This is a genomic window from Microbulbifer variabilis (genome assembly GCF_052467165.1).
In genome coordinates this window covers 205631-227370 of sequence record NZ_CP174301.1, presented here as the reverse complement: position 1 = coordinate 227370, position 21740 = coordinate 205631, and the positions used below count along the sequence as shown (strand labels likewise).

Genomic DNA, 21740 nt, shown 5'->3' with positions numbered 1-21740 from the left:
TAACTCGACTCCAAAGAAATGTGAGCAGCTCCAAGAGAGCCGCTCACACTTTTCCTGAACTCGGCATCAGCCTGTCTATCTCTTCCAGCAGGCGCTGCAAAGCCCCACTATTTTGCTTCGCTACTGCCCTAGCTCGTTGACCTAAGACCTGTCGCTCCTTATCGTTCAGTAACCACTGCTTTATCTGATTACTCAGTGATACAGCATCCGCCGCAATTGCCAATCCGCCAGCATTCTTTAAAAGATCAGCCACGGTCGCGAAGTTATGCATGTATGGCCCGGAGATAGTCGGTATCCCCCAGGCCGCCGGCTCAATCATATTGTGCCCTCCCACAGGGACCAGGCTCCCCCCCACAAAAGCCACATCACAGGCACCATAGAAACGCAGTAGCTCACCCATGGTATCCCCTAAAAGAACCTGATCATCCGCTTTTGGAGCACCACCACTACTGCGCCTTGAAACCTGAAAGCCTCGCTCCTGACATAAACGGGCAACATCATCAAAACGCTGAGGGTGACGCGGTACCAAGACTAAAAGCAGATCTGAAAAGTCCTTAATCAGGGTAGAGAACGCATCCAGTATGATCTCATCCTCGCCGGCATGGGTGCTGGCTGCCAGCCAAACCTTACGATTTAAAGAGCCGCGCCATTGGTGGGATAGCGCCTGCGCTTCGCTGATGAGGCCCAGGTCAATATCCAGGTCAAACTTAATATTGCCGCTGGCCACTACTTTCTCTCGAGGCAGGCCCAGAGAAACAAAACGTTCAGCGTCTACTGGGTACTGGGCAACAACTTTATCCAAATTGCCCAACATTGAGCGGGTAAACCCAATAAATCGCCCATAACCCCGGGCAGATTTCTCACTCAAACGTGCATTGGCAAGCAATGCAGGGATCGCCCTCTTTCGACATAAACGCAGAAGGTTTGGCCACAATTCGGTCTCTACAATCACCAACATAGTGGGGTTGAGAGCTTCCAGAAATGGATTGAGGAACTCGGGTAAGTCATAAGGTAGGTAATAATGGAGCAGGCGGCCGCCCAAAATCGGGCTTAAGGACTTTGTAACCCGCTCGGAGCCTGTAGGGGTACTCGTTGTAACCAGCCAATGCCAATCAGGATAGCGAGCTGCTAATTGAGCAATAACGGGGATCGCAGCGAGGGTCTCCCCCACAGATACGGAGTGAACCCATATTAATGGAGCTTGACTATAGCGTTTTGGCACCCGTCCCAGCCGCTCCTCGAAACGCTGACGATAAGCTGGCTGGCTACGGCCGCGCCACCATAACCGAAAAAAAATAAATGGAATGGCTAAGCGAAAAAGCCAGTTGTAAAGGGTCTGCATATATCCAGCTGTCACCAGTTGGCAATTATTTGGAATCCGAGCCGAAGCTCCAGCCAGCTATCTTACAGGCAGAGAGTACAACTTGAACTTTTTATGTGACTTACTAGCAGTCCACAACCCGGTAAAAATCTGAGCGAGCCCCAAACACTCCACAGGCCATGCCTACAGAACGACATAGGCGCAACCAAGGCCGGGAACCCAGGCGGAGCCCTCCAAAAACCAAGCCAAACAAGCAGAGAACCCCTGCAACCATAAGTTGGAATATCGCTGAAAGTAAAATTCCTAGCCGACTGCGCCCAGATTGCAACTTTTGCTTTGCAAGCGTGATACCTGCTGAATATTTGCGACGGGAAAGCCAGCGTAAGTTCGCGCGGCTTATTGGTACAGGTTCGAATACTTTTGCTTCAGCGCAATGAATGATGTCTCCACCCTTGGTATGCAGCTCAGAAAAGAACAACACATCCTCACCACCTCCAAAGGGATCCCGCTCATCAAAGGACAAGCTAAACTCACGAATTATTTTCATTGGAATCAGGACATTATTGGTGGCACAGTAGGTGAGGTGATCACCTGTTTGCCTCTTCCTTCGAGAGAAATATCTTGAGTAATAAGCCGGCACTGAGTCTGGCAATTCCCGTATCACACTACCATTTACTACCGTGTTGCCACCAAGCTCTTGAGCAAATCGAAACAACTTGACCAGCCAGTCTCGAGCCACCCATTCATCATCATCAATAAAAATAAGGTAATCCGCATTTTTGCCCTGTGCCTCTTGAATACAGCGATTGCGAGCAATGGGAATTCCACGGCGTTCTTCAAGGACGTAAAGAATTGGGAGGGACGAATCTGTTGCGAAGGACTCCACTACCGCCTTCCCCCCCTGCTCCTCAGGGTCATTATCCACTACTGTCACACTTACATCTGCATCTGCAGGTAAATCAAGCTCGGCAAGACTTTGCAAAGCAACGCGAAGTTGCTCCGGCCTTTTGCAGGTGCAGATACAAATGTCTAGCAGTGGTCGCAATTTAAACTCCACAAACAACCAAATATTAAATCAGGGCGTTAGCAATAGCAGCGCAGCCTATACCCCTCTATTTGGCATGTCTATAATATTTGACTTTTAGTAAGCCTGTAGTCAGCTCATCAACTTATTGCCCGTTGAGCTAGACAGTCTGAGTAATACCTAGTACACACTTATGTCGTGAAACAATCCATGAAAGTAATGCAACTGCTTCCCGCTTTAAACTCCGGGGGAGTCGAGCGGGGTACGCTCGACTTGGCAAGAATGCTCATTCAAGCCGGCCACACATCTATCGTTGTATCTTCTGGGGGCACCATGGTTCCAAAATTGGAATCCGAAGGGTCCAGGCATTTTACACTGCCTATCCACAAAAAGTCCCTAAGTAGTTTGCTACAGGTTAGACCGTTAAGACAACTTATCGAATGGGAAGCTCCAGATATATTGCATGTTCGATCCAGGGTCCCCGCCTGGCTCACTTTCTTGGCTTGGAGAAAACTAGATATCCAGTCGCGGCCACGCCTAATTAGCACCGCCCACGGCCTGTATTCAATTAATCGCTACAGTGCCATTATGGCCCGGAGCGAGCAGGTAATCGCAATATCCGAGTGCGTGAACGATTACTTACATGATAATTACCAAGCCTATCTACAACGTCCCCCAGAAGTGATCTATCGCGGAGTTGATACCGAGGAATTCAATCCCAACATCTCGGTTCCAGCTGACTGGAAAGCGAACATTGAGAAGGAATATCCAAATCTAGCAAATAAGCAATGGCTTCTCTTGCCCGGCAGGCTGACTCGCTGGAAAGGTCAAGAGGATTTTATTGAGCTAATCCAGCGTTTGATCAGTAAGCATCATGATATTCATGGGATCATTCTCGGTGGGGCTGAAGCTAACAAGAGCCACTATGAAAAGGAACTGAAACAAAAAGTAAGAGAGAAAGGAATAGAGGGGCACCTTACCTTTGTCGGCCATCGTAGTGATATTCGTTATTGGTATAAGGAATCTCGTCTCGTGTACAACCTATCCAAACGACCTGAGCCATTTGGACGTACCGTGATAGAATCTGCAGCTATGGGAACACCCGTAATTGGATACAACATCGGTGGTCCCGCAGAGTCTCTGCGTGTTTGCTTTCCACAAGGGTTGGTAGAGCAAAACGATGCTGAAGCACTTTATAATCGCTCACGGGAATTGCTAAAAGGCCCAAAACAAAAAGCCTCCCTTTCTGAAGACTTTACCCTCAAGCGCCAAGCAGAACATACCATCGAAGTCTATGAAACCATGATCAAAAAGTCGCCCGGAGCCTGATATAGTGATTGATTTAGGCTACAGTAAGCCTTTTGCCAGTGGTGGAAACCGCTTTTGCTACCGCCATCCAGAGAAACCTCTGCTCTGCATAAAGGTTATGCGCCCAGGGCGCACCGCAGAATTGCTCGGACGAGCACCATGGTACAAAAAGTGGCGCGGTGAAGATGATTTTGATGATAATTTGCGTGAACAAGAAGGCTATTCGCAAAAAGCTATCCAGCAAAATAAAGAAGGCCTCTGGCGACATTTACCTCGCTGGTACGGGATACAACAAACCAGTCTGGGCCCCGGTGCAGTAACAGACCTTATCCTGGAGAGCGAGGGCAACCCAGCCCCTACCTTGCGCCAATATCTGAATAAGCATGGCCTAAACAGTGAAATAAGATCTGCCCTTGAACGCTTTGCAGCATGGCTCTTGGAGTATGGTGTACTGACCAAGAACCTGATTGCACACAATCTAGTTGTACGCAGGGAAAATGAAAAATTAGAAATTTATATTATTGATGGCTTGGGTTGTGCATCTTTTTTGCCCTTGCCTCAAATTTCTGACTTCTTCGCCAAACGCTACATTCAGCGGCGAATCCGGCGCATGTGGCTTCGAGTTGAGTGGGAGATTTCAGATAAGAAAACTCCCTGGAGGAAGTTTGAGTCTCAAGGCCTCAAACACTAGCGAAATGGCAAGTCGCAGCGGCGGAGTAAAGCCTGGGCACATAGGAGATATTGATCCAAAGGCTCTCGTCGCTTTTGTTTTGCCACCTCAGCTACTTGGTCACTAATAATTCCCTGGTCTACCAACCTTTGCACCGCAGCCCTGACTTTATTGGATCGTGCTCGACTTGGCACACGTATAACACCCACCTGGGCACTGCTCTGTAAAGATTCAAACAGCATAGAGATACTGTCTTCACTAACCCAAATTTGCTCAGCCGCCGCCATCTCTTCTTGTAACCACATGGGGGAGCAGGTACGCCAATCCACCATCTGGACATTGTCTACCAATAGTGAAGTAATCGTGCTCTCAGGAGTTCTGCGGCTATTGGACAACTGCCATTTAAGAGGTTGTTGAAGTAACTGATCCACTTGGTGATGAAGAGAACTGTCATCCCATAAATAGTGACTACTTGGTCCCCCCAGTAATATTAGCCCCCGCCCAGATTTTTTAGACCCTTGTGGCAAAGGGCCTGTCAGTGCACCCTGACTGAGAATCACATTATCTAAAGGAGGCGGGCGGTCGTGCTCTGGCACTATCGAAAAGTCAAACCAGCGAAATGGCAACTGTGGGAGGTTAATAGCTACTGCACGCCCCCCAAAACGGTGACGTGCAGCTAACATAGGCAAACGACTTCGGCGGCCAGTTCCAATCAGAAAATCCGGCTTAGGGAGCTTGGGAATCTCACCGGCAGTTCCGAAAAGGATATTAGAGGCCGTAATGGAAGTGGAGATATCAAAGCTCCTAACCTGGCCCACGAAACTACTTCGCAACCCAGTGATCAATGCCGCACTTTGCTTTTCGTGTGCGCGGTTACCATCTAGAAAGCACCATATTGTCAGTTGCAAAAGAAATCCTTGATATGCAAACAGAGGCCAATTATTAAACAAGTCATCAACTTACTGGCGCCAATTGCTAAAATCTTGTAGATGCTTTTACAGGGGCCGCCACTGTTGAACCCTCACCTCTTCCAGTATAACCTTCCAGCCGGTTGTGCGGATGCTTAGAACCCTGCACATCTAAAACTTATCAATGCACTAAATATATTACCTATTTCGAAGATTGTATCCATCTTAAGCTCCCCAGAGTATTGCTATAGCATTTACCGTTGGCAACCCATGGGCAGCTTCAGCAAGCCTTGTTTGCCTAAAGCAGAAACATTATCAACTACACACTTAGTTATGTCAGAAACTGGAAGTAACTCTAATCCACTCCCTCCAGCACGTTACCGAAGGCAAGATTCCAGGTGGGTCTCTATACCGCTCCGCATAGTTTACTTGGGGCTATTCCTTCTGCTTTGCGGTTTTTACCTGACTCCCAAGGTCTCGGGCGTACAAACAAGCTTCTATTTAACTTTACTGCCAGCGACACTTTTTCTGCTGCCTTGGAGAAAAGACTATTCGTTCATATTTTCATGGCAATTTGTTGCTTTTTGCAGCCTTCCTTTGATATTGGCACTATCCACTTTTTGGGCCGACGGTGCGAATGCTGATGTCGTGCGAGAGGCAACATACTACTGGAAGCTGGTACTCTATTTAGCGGCTTTTTACTGTGCGATATATCTATTATTAGAACAATATGGAGATGAAATTTTACGAAACCTATTACTTGCAATAATTGTAGTGGGATTAGTTTCCGGGATCGCCTCATTAATTGCATATGGTATTGATGGTGGGTTTCAGAAATTTTACCGTATAGGTGGAATATCTTTAGAAGGGAATATTGATAAAACCGGCATGCTATTTGGCTTCCACGCGTTGTTCTGCTGCTATGGAATCAGGCACTCCTCTCTATTTTGGCGCTGGCTATCTTGGACTGGATTAGTGATTTCCTGCACCTATATTTTTCTTTCACAGACCAAAATTCCGATAATAATGGCAGGGGTTGCTATTCTACTCTCAGCAACTCTAACTCCTTCGCGTATATTCAAAATACTTGTGGCACTGGTACTTTTTACTGCTATACCCTTTGCCTACTTTATTATGTTTGGTGACTTGCCGCTATTCCATCGAAGCGTCGCCTATTCAGCTCGCCTGGAACTATGGGGCAAAACTTTCGAAGAATTTATGCTCTCCCCTATCGTTGGCTCAGGGCTGGTTCACAAGCAATTTATCACGCTAAATTATGTACTGCCTCATCCACATAACTACCTCTTGGATGTGGCTCGCTTTACAGGCCTACTCGGCATCGCAGCTTGTGCCTGGCAGGGGCTAGGCGTGCTTTACACTGTCGCAACCAAGAAAAACCTACTTAGTTGGGTTCCAGGCTTATATGTTGCCTGGTTCCTGTTCGGTACTTTAGCGATGCTAATTTACGCCCAACAACCTTTGGTCAAACCTAACTACATCTGGTTCTTCTATTGGGCTCCTCTCGCAATCCTTTTGGCCCGCAGTTATCTTGAGCAAGGTAAACTCAGGCCCTCGGGCTCTGCTTACCAGCAGATCTACCAGAAACAAACTCCTCCAAATATTGAGTCAAACTGATGAATGTCACCGTTTTCGGCACCGGTTACGTAGGTCTGGTGCAAGCTGCTGTACTGGCTGAGGCCGGCAATAAAGTAGTCTGTATTGATATTGATAATGACAAAGTCGAGCGTCTGAAACAGGGGCATATCCCTATTTTCGAGCCAGGCCTTGAACCGATGGTGAAAAGTGGGATCAACACCGGCAATTTGTCATTCTCGACCAATGCCGCTTATGGTGTTGAACATGGAGAGCTTATTTTTATTGCGGTCGGCACGCCACCAGATGAGGATGGCTCCGCCGATCTTAGACACGTCCTTACCGTTGCAAAGACTATTGCGCAACATATGGACAGCAAAAAATTTATTATCACAAAGTCAACGGTGCCCGTAGGTACTGCCGACAAAGTCCGCGCGACAGTCGAACAGCAGCTAGCTGGCCGCAATAGACCCGATTTAACATTTGATATTATTTCAAATCCGGAGTTTCTCAAGGAAGGATCTGCTGTCTCAGATTGCATGCGCCCTGATCGCATCATAATAGGCACCTCTGAGGCCGAATCGGAGCAAAAACTCCGCCATCTATACGCGCCATTTAATCGCAACCACGAGAAGATTCTCGTTATGGATGTTAAAAGCGCAGAGCTGACCAAGTATGCGGCTAACTGTATGCTCGCTACCAAAATCAGCTTTATGAATGAGATGGCAAATATTGCCGATAAAGTTGGTGCTGATATCGAGGCCGTGCGCAAAGGTATCGGCTCTGACCCACGGGTTGGCTATCACTTTATTTATGCTGGCATCGGTTATGGCGGCTCTTGTTTCCCAAAAGATGTCAAAGCCCTGATTTCTTCTGCACAGCAATTAGGCTTGTCGGCGGACATCCTCTCTGCAGTCGAATCACGCAACGAACAGCAGAAACACTATCTAGCCGAGAAAATTGTGGGACATTTTAAGGGGAACCTGAAAGGGAAAACCTTTGCGCTCTGGGGCCTTTCTTTTAAACCCAACACTGACGACATGCGAGAGGCACCGAGCCGTATCCTACTAGAACGCTTGTGGGAGCAGGGTGCACGGGTTCAGGCTTTCGATCCAGAAGCCATAGAAGAGTGTCGCCGTATCTATGGAAATCGAGCAGACCTAAAACTCTGTGCATCAAAAAATGAGGCACTGCATAACGCCAATGCCCTGATTATCGCTACAGAGTGGCAACAGTTCAAAAGCATCGATACAGATGAACTGAAAGCAACTTTGGTTTCTCCAGTCATTTTCGATGGCCGCAATCAGTATGAGCCAAGCGAAATGCAGGAAGATGGATTTGATTACTATTGTGTGGGAAGGCCTGATACCAATGCAGCCCCATAATAAATAATATAATTACAAGTTTGATGAGTAATAAAAAACCCAGTTTTCACCGGGTTTTTTATTATCTCTGACCAGCATCTTAAGCAATTCGAATATTTACTTCAGGTGCATCAGTGACATCGCTCAACCACCCCCGATGAGCGGCGCTACGTCCCTGAACCACATCGAAATAGAGACTCTGTAAGCGGCCGGTGATTGGCCCGCGCCGACCACTGCCAATTGAACGCCCATCTAGAGAGCTGATCGGCAGTACTTCAGCCGCAGTGCCCGTAAAGAAGGCTTCATCGGCAATATATACTTCGTCCCGGGTAATCCGCTTCTCCACCACCCTGTATCCGCATTCCCTGGCGAGTTCAATTACAGTATCGCGGGTAATTCCATCCAGGCAGGAGGTAAGCTCCGGCGTATAGATGATACCTTCGCTAACGATGAAAAAGTTCTCTCCACTCCCCTCTGCCACATAGCCTTCTGGGTCTAATAGGAGCGCCTCATCACAACCGTTGCGCACAGCCTCCTGTAGAGCCAGCATAGAGTTGATGTAATTGCCATTGGCCTTGGCTTTACACATGCTGATATTGACATGATGGCGGGTGTAGGAGGAGGTATTCACCTTGATACCTTGTTCCAAGGCCTCCGGGCTCATATAACTGGGCCATTCCCACGAAGCTACGATGACATGGGTTTTGAGACCCTCAGCACGTAACCCCATTCCCTCGGATCCGAAAAACACCATGGGCCTCAGATAGGCCTGATGCAGGTTATTCTCCCTCACTACCAAACGCTGAGCTTCATTCAGCTCATCAACATCGAATGGCATTGGGATATTCATAATTTTTGCAGAGCGAAATAGTCGGCGGGTATGGTCCAGCAAGCGAAAAATACTGGCGCCTCGGTCAGTTTCATAAGCCCGTACCCCCTCGAACACTCCCATCCCGTAGTGCAGGGTATGGGTCAGTACATGAACGCGTGCATCGCGCCAGGGGACCAGCTCACCGTCAAACCAGATAACGCCGTCGCGGTCGGCAAAAGACATGGGAAACTCCTACAAATCCTGAAAAACAGTTTAATCGGGCAGCAGGAGGTAGCCGGCCTTTAACCGAGCAATTGCTGCCAGTTTGTTTGAACGGTCTTTCTTTCCGCTGTGAATCGGTCATCGCTCACAATCCCTGGCCGTTGTTGTAGTGCCAGGCGATGACCCTCAGATCGGTAGGCTTTGTAGGCGTCGATCAGATGTCCAGCTTGTTTGGCTGGCATCAGGCCCGCGTCAATCAGACTTTCGAGAATGCGAATATTATCGGTATAACGCACTATCGAGGGCGCAGTTTGCGCCCAGGCCAGAGCAGCATATTGAACCAAAAACTCAATATCGACAACACCGCCCGCTCCGTGTTTCAGGTCGAACTTTTGATCATTGCTCTTATCGAGATGGGAGCGCATTTTATTTCGCATTGCGATCACTTCCTCGCGCAATTTCTGCTCATTTCTGTGCTCGCAAAGCAATCTCAAACGAAGCTCCTGGAAATCCTCACACAGGCGGCTGCTACCAGTCACCGGCCGGGCGCGCACAATTGCCTGGTGCTCCCAGGTCCAGGCACTCTCACGCTGGTACTTGTCAAATGCCGCCATAGAAGTGACCAGTAGCCCTGAATTACCAGAGGGCCTCAGGCGAGTGTCCACCTCATAGAGTGGTCCGCTCAATGTGCGCGTTTGCAGAATATGGATCAGGCGCTGCGCCAGACGGGTATAAAAACGCTGGTTATCAATGCTGGTATCCCCGCTAGTATTGAGCTGGGGGTCTGCATCATGCACAAACACAATATCCAGATCAGATCCATGGGCCAACTCGAGACCGCCAAGTTTACCGTAGGCGATAATGGCAAAACGCATATCCTCTACGGTAGCGCCTGCAGGCAAGCCGTATTTGCCCACCATCTGCGCCCAGGCCAGATGCAAAGATTGCTGTAGAATTGCCTCAGCAAGCCAAGTGAGGGAGTCGCTCACTCTCATCAGCGGCAGAGCCCCACTTACCTCCTGGGCAGCAATACGCAGGCTTTGACTCTGCTTGAAGTAACGCAACGCTTCCATCTGTTGCTCCAAATCAGCAGGATCAACGCGCAATAGTTCTCGACGCAGCTCATCTGCAATATCCTCCGCTGTAGCCGGCGCTAACAGGCGACGTGAATCCAGTAATTCATCCAGAAGTATCGGGTGGCGTGCGAGCTGCTCTGCAATTCGCGGGCTGGCACTACAAAGCCGCACTAGCTGGCTCAGTACCGGTGGGTTTTCATTGATCAAAACCAGGTAGGCGCTGCGGCGCAGTACTGAGCGCACTAGGGGCAGTACTCTAGCAAGCACTAGCAGCGGCTGCTCCTGTAAACTGGCTGCCGCCAATAGCAGAGGCATAAACTGGTCCAGGCGCTCCCGGGATGAAGCAGGCAATGCGATCACCATTGGTGAGTTGGATAGCTCCCGCAACAGATTCAGGGCCTCCCCAGCAGGGACAAAGCCAGCATCCGCCAAGCTCTGCAGGTTGATCTCCTCACTTCCCGGCTCATTACAGCTGCCCCAAAGCCCCTGCCATTCCTCCGCTACACGCGGCTCAGCGATCTCCTCCGGAGGCGCGATTACAGTATCGAATTCACTTTCGACTACATTGCGCACCGATGCCAACTCCCCGAAGAGTTGTCCCCAGTCATCTCGCCCCAGGGCATAAGCAAGCCGCTGACGTTCCTTATCATCTTGGGGTAATGCTTGAGTTTGCTGGTCTCGATAAGCTTGTAGCGCGTGCTCAACCCGGCGCAGTAACAGATAACAGTTTGCCAATTCAGAGGCTACACCGGGCTCTACATGCCCATCACTTTCCAATAGTGGTAGGAGCTTCAACAGGTTGCGTTCACGCAGTGCCGGTTGGCGGCCACCGCGAATTAACTGGAACGCCTGGGCGATAAATTCGACTTCGCGAATACCACCTCGACCGAGCTTGATATTGTCTGTTAGGCCTTTTGCACGCACCTGGCGTTGAATCAAAGCCTTCATCTCCCGCAACGCATCGATCGCACTGAAATCGATATAGCGACGATAAGTAAACGGGCGCAGCAGCTCCATCAAATCTGCCGCAACTTCCTTATTACCGGCCACAGGACGCGCCTTGACCATGGCATAGCGCTCCCATTCGCGTCCCTGGGTCTGGTAGTAGTCCTCCAGTGCAGCAAAATGGCTCACAAGCGGGCCACTGTCTCCATAGGGGCGCAAACGCATATCCACACGAAACACAAAGCCTTCGGCATTAATAGCATCCAATGATTTGATTAGTCGCTGTCCCAAACGCTGAAAAAACTTCTGGTTTTCCACGCACCGTTCGCCATCTGTGTGGCCGGGTTCCGGATAGGCAAAGATCAGGTCTATATCTGAGGATAGATTCAGCTCTCGCGCACCCAGCTTGCCCATACCGAGCACTACCATAGATTGCGCACGCCCTTCTCTATCCCGCGGCTCGCCGTAGCGCTTTACCAGCTGGGAATGGTGCCATCGCAGCGCCGTATCAATACAAAGCTCCGCCAACTCACTCAGGCGCAGGCAAGTCCGTGGAATATCCCACTGGTCGGCAAAATCGCGGAATATCACCTCCGCGGTAGCGCGATTGCGCAGAAACCTCAGTGCGCTGTCGAGGCTCTCATCACTATTGAAGTCTGGCAGTGCAAGCCCAAGATCCTCGGCTTTTAACAGCTCAACCAAGAACTGAGGTTGCCGGCAGCAATGACGGTGAAAAAACTCAGAACCGATAAAGCTTCTTGCCAATCCCGGCTCTAGGGCCCGCTCTTCTGTAAGCCTCTCCACCTCATCACTAAAAGCAGTGCCCGCCTGTTCGCACCAATCACTCCACAATGAATCCAGCTGGTGTTTGAGTGACTCGGGGCAATTGGCGTGGTCGAACATGGGGTATCAATCCTTAGAGCAGCTATGAGGCTGGTGTGCCTGTTCATTTTTTCCTAGGCCGAATTCAATTTTGAAGCCAGCAGCTTAGAACAGCTAGCTTCTTAATACCTCCACCTGTTCTTCACCAGCTAGGCAATCCAGCTCCAAACTTTAAAACGCAATGTCTGGCGGCGGAGCTACACGCAACACTTCCGCAACGGTAGTCAGGCCGGCTGCCACTTTTTTGGCACCTGAGAGACGCAAGCTACTCATACCCTCTCGCATTGCCTGACGACGCAGCTGCTGCAGATCGCAATCAGGGGTAACCTGTGCTTGGACAGGCTCACTGAACGGCAATATTTCGTAAATGCCTTGACGTCCCAAATAACCGGTATTACGACACTCCAGGCAACCTATCGGTGCATATACCTTTTCCGGGAGCGGAGCCTTCCATGGGCGCACCAGGGATTGCCAATCGGCCTCTGCTATCTTATCCGCACGCTTGCATGACGGGCACAGGGTGCGAACCAGTCGCTGCGCCATTACCCCGAGGATGGTCGATTTAAGTAGGTAGTGAGGTAACCCCAGGTCAAGCAATCGAGTGACCGCCGTAGGGGCATCGTTGGTATGTAAGGTGGAGATCACCAAGTGCCCGGTAAGCGCCGCCTGTACCGCCATCTGCGCTGTCTCAAGATCCCGGATCTCCCCCACCATAATGATATCCGGGTCCTGGCGCATCAGGGTCCGAATACCTGCGGCAAAATCGAAACCGATAGAGTGGTGCACCTGGGTTTGGTTGAAGCTCTCTTCAACCATTTCAATCGGATCTTCCACCGTGGAGACATTCACCGCGCTGGTAGCCAACTGTTTGAGGCCTGTATACAGAGTGGTGGTCTTTCCCGACCCCGTAGGCCCTGTTACCAGTACAATGCCGTTGGGACGCGACAACATTTTTTGCCAGCGGGACAAATCTTCACCACCCAAGCCCAGGTCACTGTAGGAGCGCGCCAGCACTTCGGGGTCGAAAATTCGCATCACCAGTTTTTCACCAAAGGCTGTAGGCAACGTAGAGAGGCGCAGCTCCACTTCACTGCCATCGGGCCGCTTGGTCTTGATACGTCCATCCTGGGGCTTTCGCTTCTCAGCCACGTTCATTCGCCCGAGAATTTTCAGGCGACTGGTCACAGCAGCATTCACCTGATCTGGCAGCTCGTGAATAGGGTGCAGCACACCATCGATACGGAAACGGATTCGCCCCACTTCCCGCCTTGGCTCGATATGGATATCACTGGCGCGCTGGTCGAAGGCATGTTGCAGCAGCCAGTCGACAATATTGACGATATGTTGATCGTTGGCCTCGGGATCCTTGAGGTTGCCGAGCTCCAGCAACTGCTCAAAATTGTTCGCAGTAGATGTACCTTGCAGGCCGCTGGCCCCAGAAATGGAGTTGGCAAGAGAGTAGAACTCCACGCAATAGCGCTTAATATCTGCGGGGTCCGCCACCACTCTCCGTACCATACGGCCACTGGTGTGCTCCAACTGCTCTTCCCAGCCCCTAGCGAAAGGCTGTGCAGTTGCAACCAAGAGTTCTTCTGCTCCCGCTTCAACACATAAGATCTGATGGCGCTTGGCAAACTGGAAGCTCATCACCTCGGTCACCGCACTGACATTCACTTTAAGCGAGTCAATATGATAGAGGGCATGAGAGGAAATATCTGCTAACCAGGCACTGAGAACTTCGCTGTTCAATAGGGCTCCGGGGGCTTTCCGGTTGGCGAGGTCGCAGCTTGCGATGTAGCTGAGAGGGTGCATTTGTGCCTGCTCAGCAGTACGCGGAGTACCTACAATCCGGTTAGCATCCTGCCTGCTCACATAGCCCTGACCGACAAGGTCATCCAGCAGCCCATGTAAGTCCAGCAGCCTGTCCGCGGCTTTGCTCTCTGCCATTGGTAAACCCCCTTTATTCTCATATGGCGACGCCGCATTGTAGCCCCATCCTCAGGGTACAACAGTGCATCGTTAACGCACTATTACCGAAGTTGCTCCGATTGGGGTACCATGCCGCCGTTTCGCACCCTGAGCAATGGAGCTAACCATGGCCCTGTCGAATATTGCCAATCTGTTTGGCCGCTCTCCAATCAAGCCGATTGAGAAGCATATGGCTACGGCCCACGAGGCTTCAGCCGATCTGATTCCGTTTTTTGACGCACTGATCAAAGGTGATCTGGAAGAGGCGGAAAAAATTCAACTGCGCATCTCTGCCACAGAAAACCGCGCAGATGACATCAAAAGAGATCTGCGCCTGCACCTGCCGGACAGCCTGTTTATGCCGGTCTCCAGATCCGATCTGCTGGAGCTGTTGCACGCGCAAGATGAGGTTGCCAACACCGCGCAGGATATCGCCGGGCTGGCAGTGGGCAGGAAAATGCAAATCCCACAAAGCCTGCAGCCGCTCATGGCCACTTTTGTTGAAAGTGCTGTGGCGACCTCATCCCAGGCACTGCGCGCCATTAACGAACTGGATGAGCTGCTGGAAAGTGGTTTCGCCGGCCGTGAGGTCACCATCGCAAAGCGCATGACTGAAGAGCTGGACGAGCTGGAGCGCAAGTCAGACAAGCTGGAAATTGAAATTCGCGCTGCGCTTTTCGCCATAGAAAAAGACTTACCGCCGGTGGATGTAATGTTCCTCTACCGCGTTATTGAATGGATCGGCGAACTAGCCGACCGCGCCCACAGCGTGGGCAACCGATTGCAGTTGTTGTTGGCACGTTAGGGGGTTCAGCGTGGAAATTATTAGTCAATACGGCCATATTCTGTTGATTTTGGCCTGTGTCGCAGGCTTCTTTATGGCCTGGGGCGTTGGTGCAAATGATGTCGCCAACGCCATGGGTACATCTGTGGGCTCGCGCGCACTGACTATCAAGCAGGCGATCATTATCGCCATGATTTTCGAGTTTGCCGGTGCTTACCTAGCTGGCGGAGAGGTAACTGCCACCATTCGCAAGGGTATTATTGACTCGGAAATCTTTGCCTCGCAGCCAGAGTTGCTGGTTTACGGCATGCTATCTGCCCTTCTCGCCGCCGGCACCTGGTTGCTAGTGGCGAGCATCCTCGGCTGGCCAGTATCGACTACCCACTCAATCGTTGGTGCAATTGTCGGCTTTTCTGCAGTTGGCATCTCTGCCGACGCTGTGGCCTGGGGTAAAGTTGGCAGTATTGTAGCCAGCTGGGTGGTTTCTCCTCTGCTAGCTGGCACTATCTCCTTCCTGTTATTCCGCAGCGTTCAGCGGCTGATTCTCGATACCGAAGATCCATTCAATAACGCTAAGCGTTATATTCCCTTCTACATGTTCGCTGTAGGCTGGATGATCGCGATGGTGACCCTGACCAAGGGCCTGAAACATGTCTTGAAAGATGCCAATATCCAGCTGACTTTCGTGCAGGATGCAGGCATCGCAGCCATTGCCGGTCTTATTGTGGCGGGTATCGGTATTGCCATGCTCAAGCGCGTGAAGCGCGACCCCTCCGCAGAATCCGAGAATCGCTTTGCCAATGTGGAGCGAGTCTTCGCGATTCTGATGATCTTTACTGCCTGTGCCATGGCTTTTGCCCACGGCTCTAACGACGTGGCCAATGCAGTAGGCCCACTCGCAGCGGTTGTAAACACTATCCAGAGCGGTGCGGTAACCGCCAAAGCCACTATGCCCTCCTGGATTCTGCTCCTTGGTGGCCTGGGAATTGTTGTGGGTCTTGCCACTTACGGCTTTAAGGTAATGGCCACTATTGGCAAGAAAATTACCGAGCTGACTCCGAGCCGCGGTTTTGCCGCCGAGCTGGGGGCTGCCGCCACCGTCGTTCTGGCCTCGGGAACTGGACTGCCAATTTCCACGACCCATACCCTGGTTGGCGCAGTTCTCGGTGTTGGCCTGGCACGCGGTATTGGCGCCCTGAATCTGCGTATGATCACAACCATTGCAGCTTCTTGGGTAGTAACTTTGCCCGCAGGTGCCGGTATTGCAATCCTGTTCTTCTACTTGTTTAAAGGTATATTTGGCTGATAAGCCAGTCTTAGGCTTTAAGAAAAGTCGATTAGAGGGAGGCCCCAAAAGCCTCCCTTTTTTATTGCCTCTAAATTCGCCATCTACCTGTTTGAGCTACGCTGTTGCAACGCAGGGCGAGATAGCCTGCCCTTTTATCAGCCGGGAATTCCAGCCTCTCCAAGCAATTGGCCTCCACTGCAATGAAGACTACTAACACATGCCAATGGACTGTCGGAACCTACCTCGCGCAGAGGTTAAAAGATGCGGGAGTCCGGCATTATTTTGCTCTACCTGGCGACTATAACCTGGTACTGCTGGACCAGCTATTGATGCACAGAGACTTACAGATGATCAGCTGTTGCAATGAGCTAAATGCTGGCTATGCCGCCGATGGCTATGCACGTGCCACTGGTGGGCCATCAGCGGCGGTGGTCACATTCTCCGTTGGTGGATTGAGCATGATTAATGCCGTTGCAGGAGCCTATGCCGAGGACCTACCGCTAATCGCTATCTCTGGTGGGCCAAATACCAATTCTGAAGCTGAGTGGGAATACTTGCATCACACATTGGGCAAGGTCGACTATAGCTATCAGCGAGAGATGTATTCCCGCATAACCGCAGAAACCGTGATCATCCACCACCCCTCACTGGCACCCGCCGCTATCGATCGCGCAATTGATACGGCAATGTTGCGCCGCAAACCGGTATACATTGAGATCGCCGCAAATGTCGCCAATGCTCCAACTTCCGCACCCATACCCCGCGGTTTTGCCAGGCGCGCTACCAGCGATCCCGATTCCCTCAACGCTGCAACCAAGCATGTTGCCGAATTCCTTAATGCCGCTGAGAGACCGGTACTGATCGCCGGAAGTAAAATCCGTGCAGCCAATGCCCGCATCGCCCTTCGCGATTTGGCCCAAAGCTGTAGTTACGGCCTCGCCACCATGCCCGATGCTAAGGGCATAGTGTCTGAGGCACACGAGAACTTTATGGGGATCTATTGGGGGCCAGTGAGTACGCCAGGTTGTAGTGAGATAATTGATACCTCCGATGCGCTATTGTTCGCAGGACCACAATTCACTGACTACACAACTACCGGACACCAACTGGGTTTTGAAAAAAGCCGGGCAATCTTCTGCCACCCGGCCTCAATACAACTCGGGGAGACCTGTTACAGCAATGTGCACATGAACGACCTGCTTGAAGCTCTTGTAGGACAACTCAAACCCAACGATGGTGCACTCAAGGCCTACCGAAGAGTCAGCAGTCCAAAACACATTCCTCAGCCAGGCAAAGCCAAGACTCCACTATCTATCCGGCAACTGTTTACACGAATACAGAAACTGCTCGACCGTAAAAGCACTTTGCTGGTGGAAACAGGGGACTCATGGTTTAACGGTATGGAGCTATCCCTGCCTGAAGATGCACAATTTGAAATCCAGATGCAATACGGGAGTATTGGATGGTCAGTAGGAGCGACTCTTGGTTACGCACTGGGGAAGGACAAAGGCCGCCTTATTTCCTGTATTGGCGACGGTTCTTTCCAGCTGACTGCACAAGAAATTTCCACCATGATCCGCTATCAGGTCGACCCGATTATTTTCCTGATCAACAACGGTGGCTATACCATTGAAGTGGAAATCCATGATGGCCCTTACAATAAGATTAAAAACTGGAACTACGCCCAATTAGTTGAAGTATTTAGTGCGGGAGAAGGTGATGCCTGGGGCTGTAAAGTCAGTACCGAGGGGGAACTGGATAAAGCTATTAAGGAGGCTAAAAGCCGTAAAGGGCTCTGCCTGATAGAAGTGATCATCGACCGCAACGATTGCAATGTGAATCTGCTGCGCTGGGGGAACCAGGTTGCGCGTAATAACGGCCGTGCAAACCGAAGCATGTAAAAAACCAGGTAAAATGAGAACTACGTTCAGCTCTCAAGTAAGAGTATTAGTCGCCCAGCCTTAGCCTCTATTTACAAAATCTAAGTGCTCTATAGCACTGCTTCCAATTGGCTAGCACGCCGGTAATACTACTTTTCCTGAACATAATAATGTCCATTACTTAAAAGCTTACGTCTTATCCATGCCACTGCTACTCTTTGTCACCTTCCTTTGGGCCCTTTCCTTCAGTTTGATCGGGGTTTACCTGGCCGGCCAGGTGGATAGCTACTTTTCCGCAATGAGCCGGGTATTACTCGCCTCCCTGCTATTTTTGCCCATGTTGCGGTGGCGTCGCTCAGGCACTCGCATTGCCTTAACCCTTATGACTATTGGTGGTGTACAGCTTGGGCTGATGTATTTGTTTTATTACCAGTCATTCCTACTTCTGAGCGTCCCGGAAGTCCTGTTGTTTACCATATTTACTCCTCTGTATATTGCCCTTTTATACGACCTACTCAAGAAACGAGTCTCTTTATGGAATCTGGCAATCGCACTATTAGCAGTTTCCGGGGCAGCTATTATTCGCTGGGATAAACCGAATGGCGACTACTGGAATGGATTCGCCATGGTCCAAGGGGCAAATCTATGCTTTGCACTGGGCCAAGTAGCCTACAAGCAGTTCATGCAGCACCGACAGCCACTTGAGCCCAGGCAAACTTTCGGCTGGTTTTTCCTGGGTGCCAGCTTAGTTACCGTGACAGCCTGGACACTATTGGGTGAAGCCAAATATCCGCAAAACGAAATTCAGTGGGGTGTACTAATCTGGCTAGGGCTGGCCGCATCAGGGCTTGGCTACTTTCTTTGGAACAAAGGCGTTACCCAGGTTTCCGCCACAACTTTGGCAGCTATGAATAACGCCTTGATTCCCGCGGGCTTATTGGTAAACCTGTTAATCTGGAATCGAGAAGCCGATATCACAAAACTGGCAGTGGGAGGTGGTGTAATTACCGCAGCCGTAATAATTAGCGAATGGCGCAACAGGAAAAGGGAGATCCACTATGGCGAGTACCGCAGTACCTAACCTCAAGGAGCAACTGCGCCAGCTTGTTGGCACCCCGAGTATCAGTGCCACAGATCCAGCGCTTGATATGGGGAACCGACCGGTGGTGGAACTATTGGCAACCTGGCTGGAAGCCCTCAATTTTAAAGTGGAATTGTTGCCCCTGAAAGGCAACCCTCTCAAGGCCAACATGATCGCCACTTTGGGCGGCAGCTCCGATGGCAATGGCGGACTGATTTTATCCGGACATACCGATACAGTGCCTTATGATGAGGGCCGATGGCAGTCCGATCCTTTCAAGCTGATAGAGCGAGACAATCGCCTATACGGCCTCGGTAGTAGCGATATGAAAGGGTTCTTCCCCCTTGCCATTGAGGCGGCCAAGTCCTTCTTAAATAAGCCTCTGCGCCAACCCCTTACGATTCTTGCAACGGCCGACGAAGAGACCTCAATGGCTGGGGCACAGGCATTGGTCGAAGCAGGGAAACCCCACGGGCGCTTTGCGATAGTAGGTGAACCCACCGGCTTGCGCCCTATACGCATGCACAAAGGGATAATGATGGAGGCAGTGCGAATCACCGGCCAGTCCGGTCACTCTTCCAATCCCAGCCTTGGCGCCAATGCCTTGGAAGCCATGCACTCAGTAATTGGAGAGCTGATGTCTTTGCGAGCCGAATGGCAGCAAAAATACAATAACCCGGGCTTTGCCGTACCTGTCCCAACCTTGAACTTGGGCTGCATCCATGGCGGCGACAACCCTAATAGAATATGCGGCTCTACTGAATTGCAATTCGATGTGCGCCCACTACCAGGCATGCATCTGACAGACCTGCGCGCTGAACTGCAAAAACGTCTAGCCAGCTGTATCGACAACGACAGAATTCGCCTGGAAGTGATTTCCCTATTTCCAGGTGCACAACCTTTCGAGCAAGAGCAGAATTCTGAGCTGGTGCAGACTGCAGAAAAACTCTGTGGCCATACCGCCGGAAGCGTCGCCTTCGCTACAGAGGCTCCCTACTTGAAGAGCATGGGCATTGACACTATTGTGCTGGGTCCAGGTGATATTGACGTAGCCCATCAGCCAGATGAATACCTTGGGCTAGAGCGTATCAATCCCATGGTGGATATATTACGCAAACTGATAGCCCGCTTCTGCCTATAAGCACAGCACCCTAACTCGGCATACAGCAGGAGTCTGGGCACTTCGCCTGGAGTAGATAAAACCTCCAATACTTGTCTTTAAGCTGGCAAGTACCTCAGTAAACGGAAAGGCATTAGTGAGCGACGATAGCGCCTCCCTCAACTGGTTCCGCCATGCGGCACCCTATATTAACGATCTTCGCGGTCGCACCCTGGTGATTGGAGTCCCTGGTGACGCCCTGGAACACACCAATTTCCGTAATTTAGTGCATGACCTAGCGCTACTCGCCAGCCTCGGCGTGCGCTTGGTAGTCGTTCATGGCGCCCGCGCCCAAGTGAACCGGGCCCTTGCTGAGAGCGGCATAGAGAGCCGCTTTCACGACAATAACCGGGTCACCAATCGAGAGAGCCTGGAGATAATTAAAGCTGCGGTGGGTAGATTGCGATTTGATATCGAAGCCGCATTTTCACAGGGTCTACCTGACTCCCCTATGGCCCGCTCAGCTTTGAAAGTGATTTCCGGTAACCTGGTTACCGCACGGCCCTGCGGAGTGCTTGATGGTGTCGACTTGGGCTGGACAGGTACCGTTCGGAGAATGGAAGTCAATACCATTGAGCAAGCCTTAGACCAGGGTGCGCTGGTATTGCTCTCTCCACTGGGCACTTCGCTGACAGGGGAACTGTTCAATATCAACTACCTCGACCTGGCAGCGGAGGCAGCGCGGGTATTACGAGCAGAGAAGCTGGTACTGTTCCGCGAACCTGCCCAGTTAATCTTGGACGGTAACCCGGTTCACGAACTCAGTATTGTACAGGCTGAACAAGTTTCTGCTCGAGTACGAAGCAAAGCTCTAGGGTGTGCCATACGCGCCTGTAATTCCGGGATCGCTCGTACCCATTTGCTCAGCTACTGTCAGAATGGCGCTCTTATCCAGGAGCTGTTTCGCCGCGAGGGTGCCGGTACCATGATCTACCGGGATAGCTATGAAGTGGTGCGCCGTGCGCGTATCACCGATGTTGGTGGCATTCTCGGCCTTATTCGCCCGCTGGAGAAGCAGGGTGTCCTGGTACGTCGCTCTCGGGAAAAGCTCGAAGCAGAGATTGAGCATTTCACTCTGGTAGAAGTCGATGGGACCCCGGTGGCTTGTGCTGCTCTCTACCCGATCAGAGATGACAGCGGGATCACATCAGCAGCGGAAATTGCCTGTGTGGCCAGCCATCCCGAATTCCGCGGCGGTGGCCGTGGCGCCAAGTTGATGCGACACCTGGAGCGTCAGGCCCGCACCCTAAATGTCGATGAGCTCTATGTGCTCACCACGCAGACCGAGCATTGGTTTATTGAGCAGGGGTTTAAGCAAGTGGCGATCAAGGACCTGCCCACATCTCGCAAGTCTCTCTACAATATTCAGCGCAATTCGCGGATTCTGCGTAAACGCATCACTGCCAGCCCTCCTGCATAAACCGCTCCATCCGCAATTTTCATCCTAGTAAGTCGC

16 protein-coding genes are annotated in these 21740 nt (G+C 51.1%); 10 read left to right on the top strand and 6 right to left on the bottom strand.

What is annotated here, in order from left to right; all coding sequences use genetic code 11:
- Positions 1-43: 43 nt before the first annotated feature.
- Both waaA and ACJJIP_RS01015 read right to left on the bottom strand, forming a co-directional pair.
- Positions 44-1342, bottom strand: a complete 1299-nt coding sequence (waaA, locus tag ACJJIP_RS01020; RefSeq protein ID WP_020414298.1) for a lipid IV(A) 3-deoxy-D-manno-octulosonic acid transferase — start codon at positions 1340-1342, stop codon at positions 44-46.
- Between the two features lie 103 nt (positions 1343-1445).
- Positions 1446-2366: a glycosyltransferase family 2 protein gene (locus tag ACJJIP_RS01015; protein ID WP_444946045.1), complete on the bottom strand. Its 921-nt coding sequence runs from the start codon at positions 2364-2366 to the stop codon at positions 1446-1448.
- Between the two features lie 189 nt (positions 2367-2555).
- Between ACJJIP_RS01015 and ACJJIP_RS01010 the strand changes: the two genes are divergently transcribed.
- Together ACJJIP_RS01010 and ACJJIP_RS01005 are read left to right on the top strand one after the other, a co-directional pair.
- Complete coding sequence (locus tag ACJJIP_RS01010) at positions 2556-3674, top strand: glycosyltransferase family 4 protein (protein WP_026305195.1); 1119 nt, start codon at positions 2556-2558, stop codon at positions 3672-3674.
- Between the two features lie 4 nt (positions 3675-3678).
- Positions 3679-4344 carry a YrbL family protein gene (locus ACJJIP_RS01005; RefSeq protein WP_444946044.1) on the top strand — a complete coding sequence of 222 codons (666 nt, stop codon included), beginning with the start codon at positions 3679-3681 and terminating at the stop codon, positions 4342-4344.
- Here the strand turns inward: ACJJIP_RS01005 and ACJJIP_RS01000 are convergent.
- On the bottom strand, positions 4341-5231 hold the full coding sequence (locus ACJJIP_RS01000) for an ELM1/GtrOC1 family putative glycosyltransferase (RefSeq protein ID WP_444946043.1): 891 nt from the start codon (positions 5229-5231) through the stop codon (positions 4341-4343). The two genes, ACJJIP_RS01005 and ACJJIP_RS01000, sit on opposite strands and share 4 nt — an antisense overlap.
- Before the next feature lie 270 nt (positions 5232-5501).
- Here ACJJIP_RS01000 and ACJJIP_RS00995 point away from each other — a divergent pair, with 270 nt between their 5' ends.
- A complete protein-coding gene (locus tag ACJJIP_RS00995) occupies positions 5502-6866 on the top strand; it encodes an O-antigen ligase family protein (protein WP_444946042.1) in 1365 nt (454 codons plus the stop codon).
- Positions 6866-8209 (top strand): UDP-glucose dehydrogenase family protein, encoded by a 1344-nt coding sequence (locus ACJJIP_RS00990; RefSeq protein WP_353375549.1) that lies wholly within the window; start codon positions 6866-6868, stop codon positions 8207-8209. The genes ACJJIP_RS00995 and ACJJIP_RS00990 overlap by 1 nt, the downstream gene beginning before the upstream one ends.
- Positions 8210-8288: 79 nt before the next feature.
- On the opposite strand, the gene ACJJIP_RS00985 is transcribed toward ACJJIP_RS00990, so the two are convergent.
- The 3 genes from ACJJIP_RS00985 to tfpB all read right to left on the bottom strand — a co-directional run bounded on the left by ACJJIP_RS00985 (position 8289) and on the right by tfpB (position 14071).
- Positions 8289-9242: a branched-chain amino acid transaminase gene (locus ACJJIP_RS00985; RefSeq protein WP_020414291.1), complete on the bottom strand. Its 954-nt coding sequence runs from the start codon at positions 9240-9242 to the stop codon at positions 8289-8291.
- 59 nt (positions 9243-9301) lie between these two features.
- Positions 9302-12145 (bottom strand): bifunctional [glutamate--ammonia ligase]-adenylyl-L-tyrosine phosphorylase/[glutamate--ammonia-ligase] adenylyltransferase, encoded by a 2844-nt coding sequence (gene glnE / locus ACJJIP_RS00980; RefSeq protein ID WP_444946041.1) that lies wholly within the window; start codon positions 12143-12145, stop codon positions 9302-9304.
- A 150-nt stretch (positions 12146-12295) separates the two neighbouring features.
- A complete protein-coding gene (tfpB, locus tag ACJJIP_RS00975) occupies positions 12296-14071 on the bottom strand; it encodes a type IV pilus assembly ATPase TfpB (RefSeq protein WP_353375546.1) in 1776 nt (591 codons plus the stop codon).
- A gap of 148 nt (positions 14072-14219) precedes the next feature.
- On the opposite strand from tfpB, the gene ACJJIP_RS00970 reads away from it, so the two are divergent.
- The 6 genes from ACJJIP_RS00970 to argA all read left to right on the top strand — a co-directional run bounded on the left by ACJJIP_RS00970 (position 14220) and on the right by argA (position 21704).
- Positions 14220-14897, top strand: coding sequence for a TIGR00153 family protein (locus ACJJIP_RS00970; RefSeq protein ID WP_020414288.1), 678 nt, complete (start codon positions 14220-14222; stop codon positions 14895-14897).
- A 10-nt stretch (positions 14898-14907) separates the two neighbouring features.
- Positions 14908-16182 carry an inorganic phosphate transporter gene (locus tag ACJJIP_RS00965; RefSeq protein WP_020414287.1) on the top strand — a complete coding sequence of 425 codons (1275 nt, stop codon included), beginning with the start codon at positions 14908-14910 and terminating at the stop codon, positions 16180-16182.
- 182 nt (positions 16183-16364) lie between these two features.
- Positions 16365-18065: a thiamine pyrophosphate-binding protein gene (locus tag ACJJIP_RS00960; protein ID WP_353375545.1), complete on the top strand. Its 1701-nt coding sequence runs from the start codon at positions 16365-16367 to the stop codon at positions 18063-18065.
- Between the two features lie 181 nt (positions 18066-18246).
- The gene (locus tag ACJJIP_RS00955) at positions 18247-19125 is read left to right on the top strand and encodes a DMT family transporter (RefSeq protein WP_444946040.1); all 879 of its coding nucleotides are present in this window, start codon (positions 18247-18249) and stop codon (positions 19123-19125) included.
- Positions 19103-20266, top strand: a complete 1164-nt coding sequence (gene argE / locus ACJJIP_RS00950; RefSeq protein WP_444946039.1) for an acetylornithine deacetylase — start codon at positions 19103-19105, stop codon at positions 20264-20266. The genes ACJJIP_RS00955 and argE overlap by 23 nt, the downstream gene beginning before the upstream one ends.
- Before the next feature lie 115 nt (positions 20267-20381).
- A complete protein-coding gene (gene argA, locus ACJJIP_RS00945; RefSeq protein ID WP_020414283.1) occupies positions 20382-21704 on the top strand; it encodes an amino-acid N-acetyltransferase in 1323 nt (440 codons plus the stop codon).
- Positions 21705-21740 lie beyond the last annotated feature (36 nt).

What these genes read in the sequence shown, in the direction of transcription:
- argE (WP_444946039.1), top strand. Translation starts at nt 19,103, where the DNA reads ATGGCGAGTACCGCAGTACCTAACCTCAAGGAGCAACTGCGCCAGCTT.
- ACJJIP_RS00990 (WP_353375549.1), top strand. Translation starts at nt 6,866, where the DNA reads ATGAATGTCACCGTTTTCGGCACCGGTTACGTAGGTCTGGTGCAAGCT.
- ACJJIP_RS00960 (WP_353375545.1), top strand. Translation starts at nt 16,365, where the DNA reads ATGAAGACTACTAACACATGCCAATGGACTGTCGGAACCTACCTCGCG.
- glnE (WP_444946041.1), bottom strand. Translation starts at nt 12,145, where the DNA reads ATGTTCGACCACGCCAATTGCCCCGAGTCACTCAAACACCAGCTGGAT.
- ACJJIP_RS00970 (WP_020414288.1), top strand. Translation starts at nt 14,220, where the DNA reads ATGGCCCTGTCGAATATTGCCAATCTGTTTGGCCGCTCTCCAATCAAG.
- ACJJIP_RS00985 (WP_020414291.1), bottom strand. Translation starts at nt 9,242, where the DNA reads ATGTCTTTTGCCGACCGCGACGGCGTTATCTGGTTTGACGGTGAGCTG.
- waaA (WP_020414298.1), bottom strand. Translation starts at nt 1,342, where the DNA reads ATGCAGACCCTTTACAACTGGCTTTTTCGCTTAGCCATTCCATTTATT.
- ACJJIP_RS00995 (WP_444946042.1), top strand. Translation starts at nt 5,502, where the DNA reads ATGGGCAGCTTCAGCAAGCCTTGTTTGCCTAAAGCAGAAACATTATCA.
- tfpB (WP_353375546.1), bottom strand. Translation starts at nt 14,071, where the DNA reads ATGGCAGAGAGCAAAGCCGCGGACAGGCTGCTGGACTTACATGGGCTG.
- ACJJIP_RS00955 (WP_444946040.1), top strand. Translation starts at nt 18,247, where the DNA reads ATGCCACTGCTACTCTTTGTCACCTTCCTTTGGGCCCTTTCCTTCAGT.
- ACJJIP_RS01010 (WP_026305195.1), top strand. Translation starts at nt 2,556, where the DNA reads ATGAAAGTAATGCAACTGCTTCCCGCTTTAAACTCCGGGGGAGTCGAG.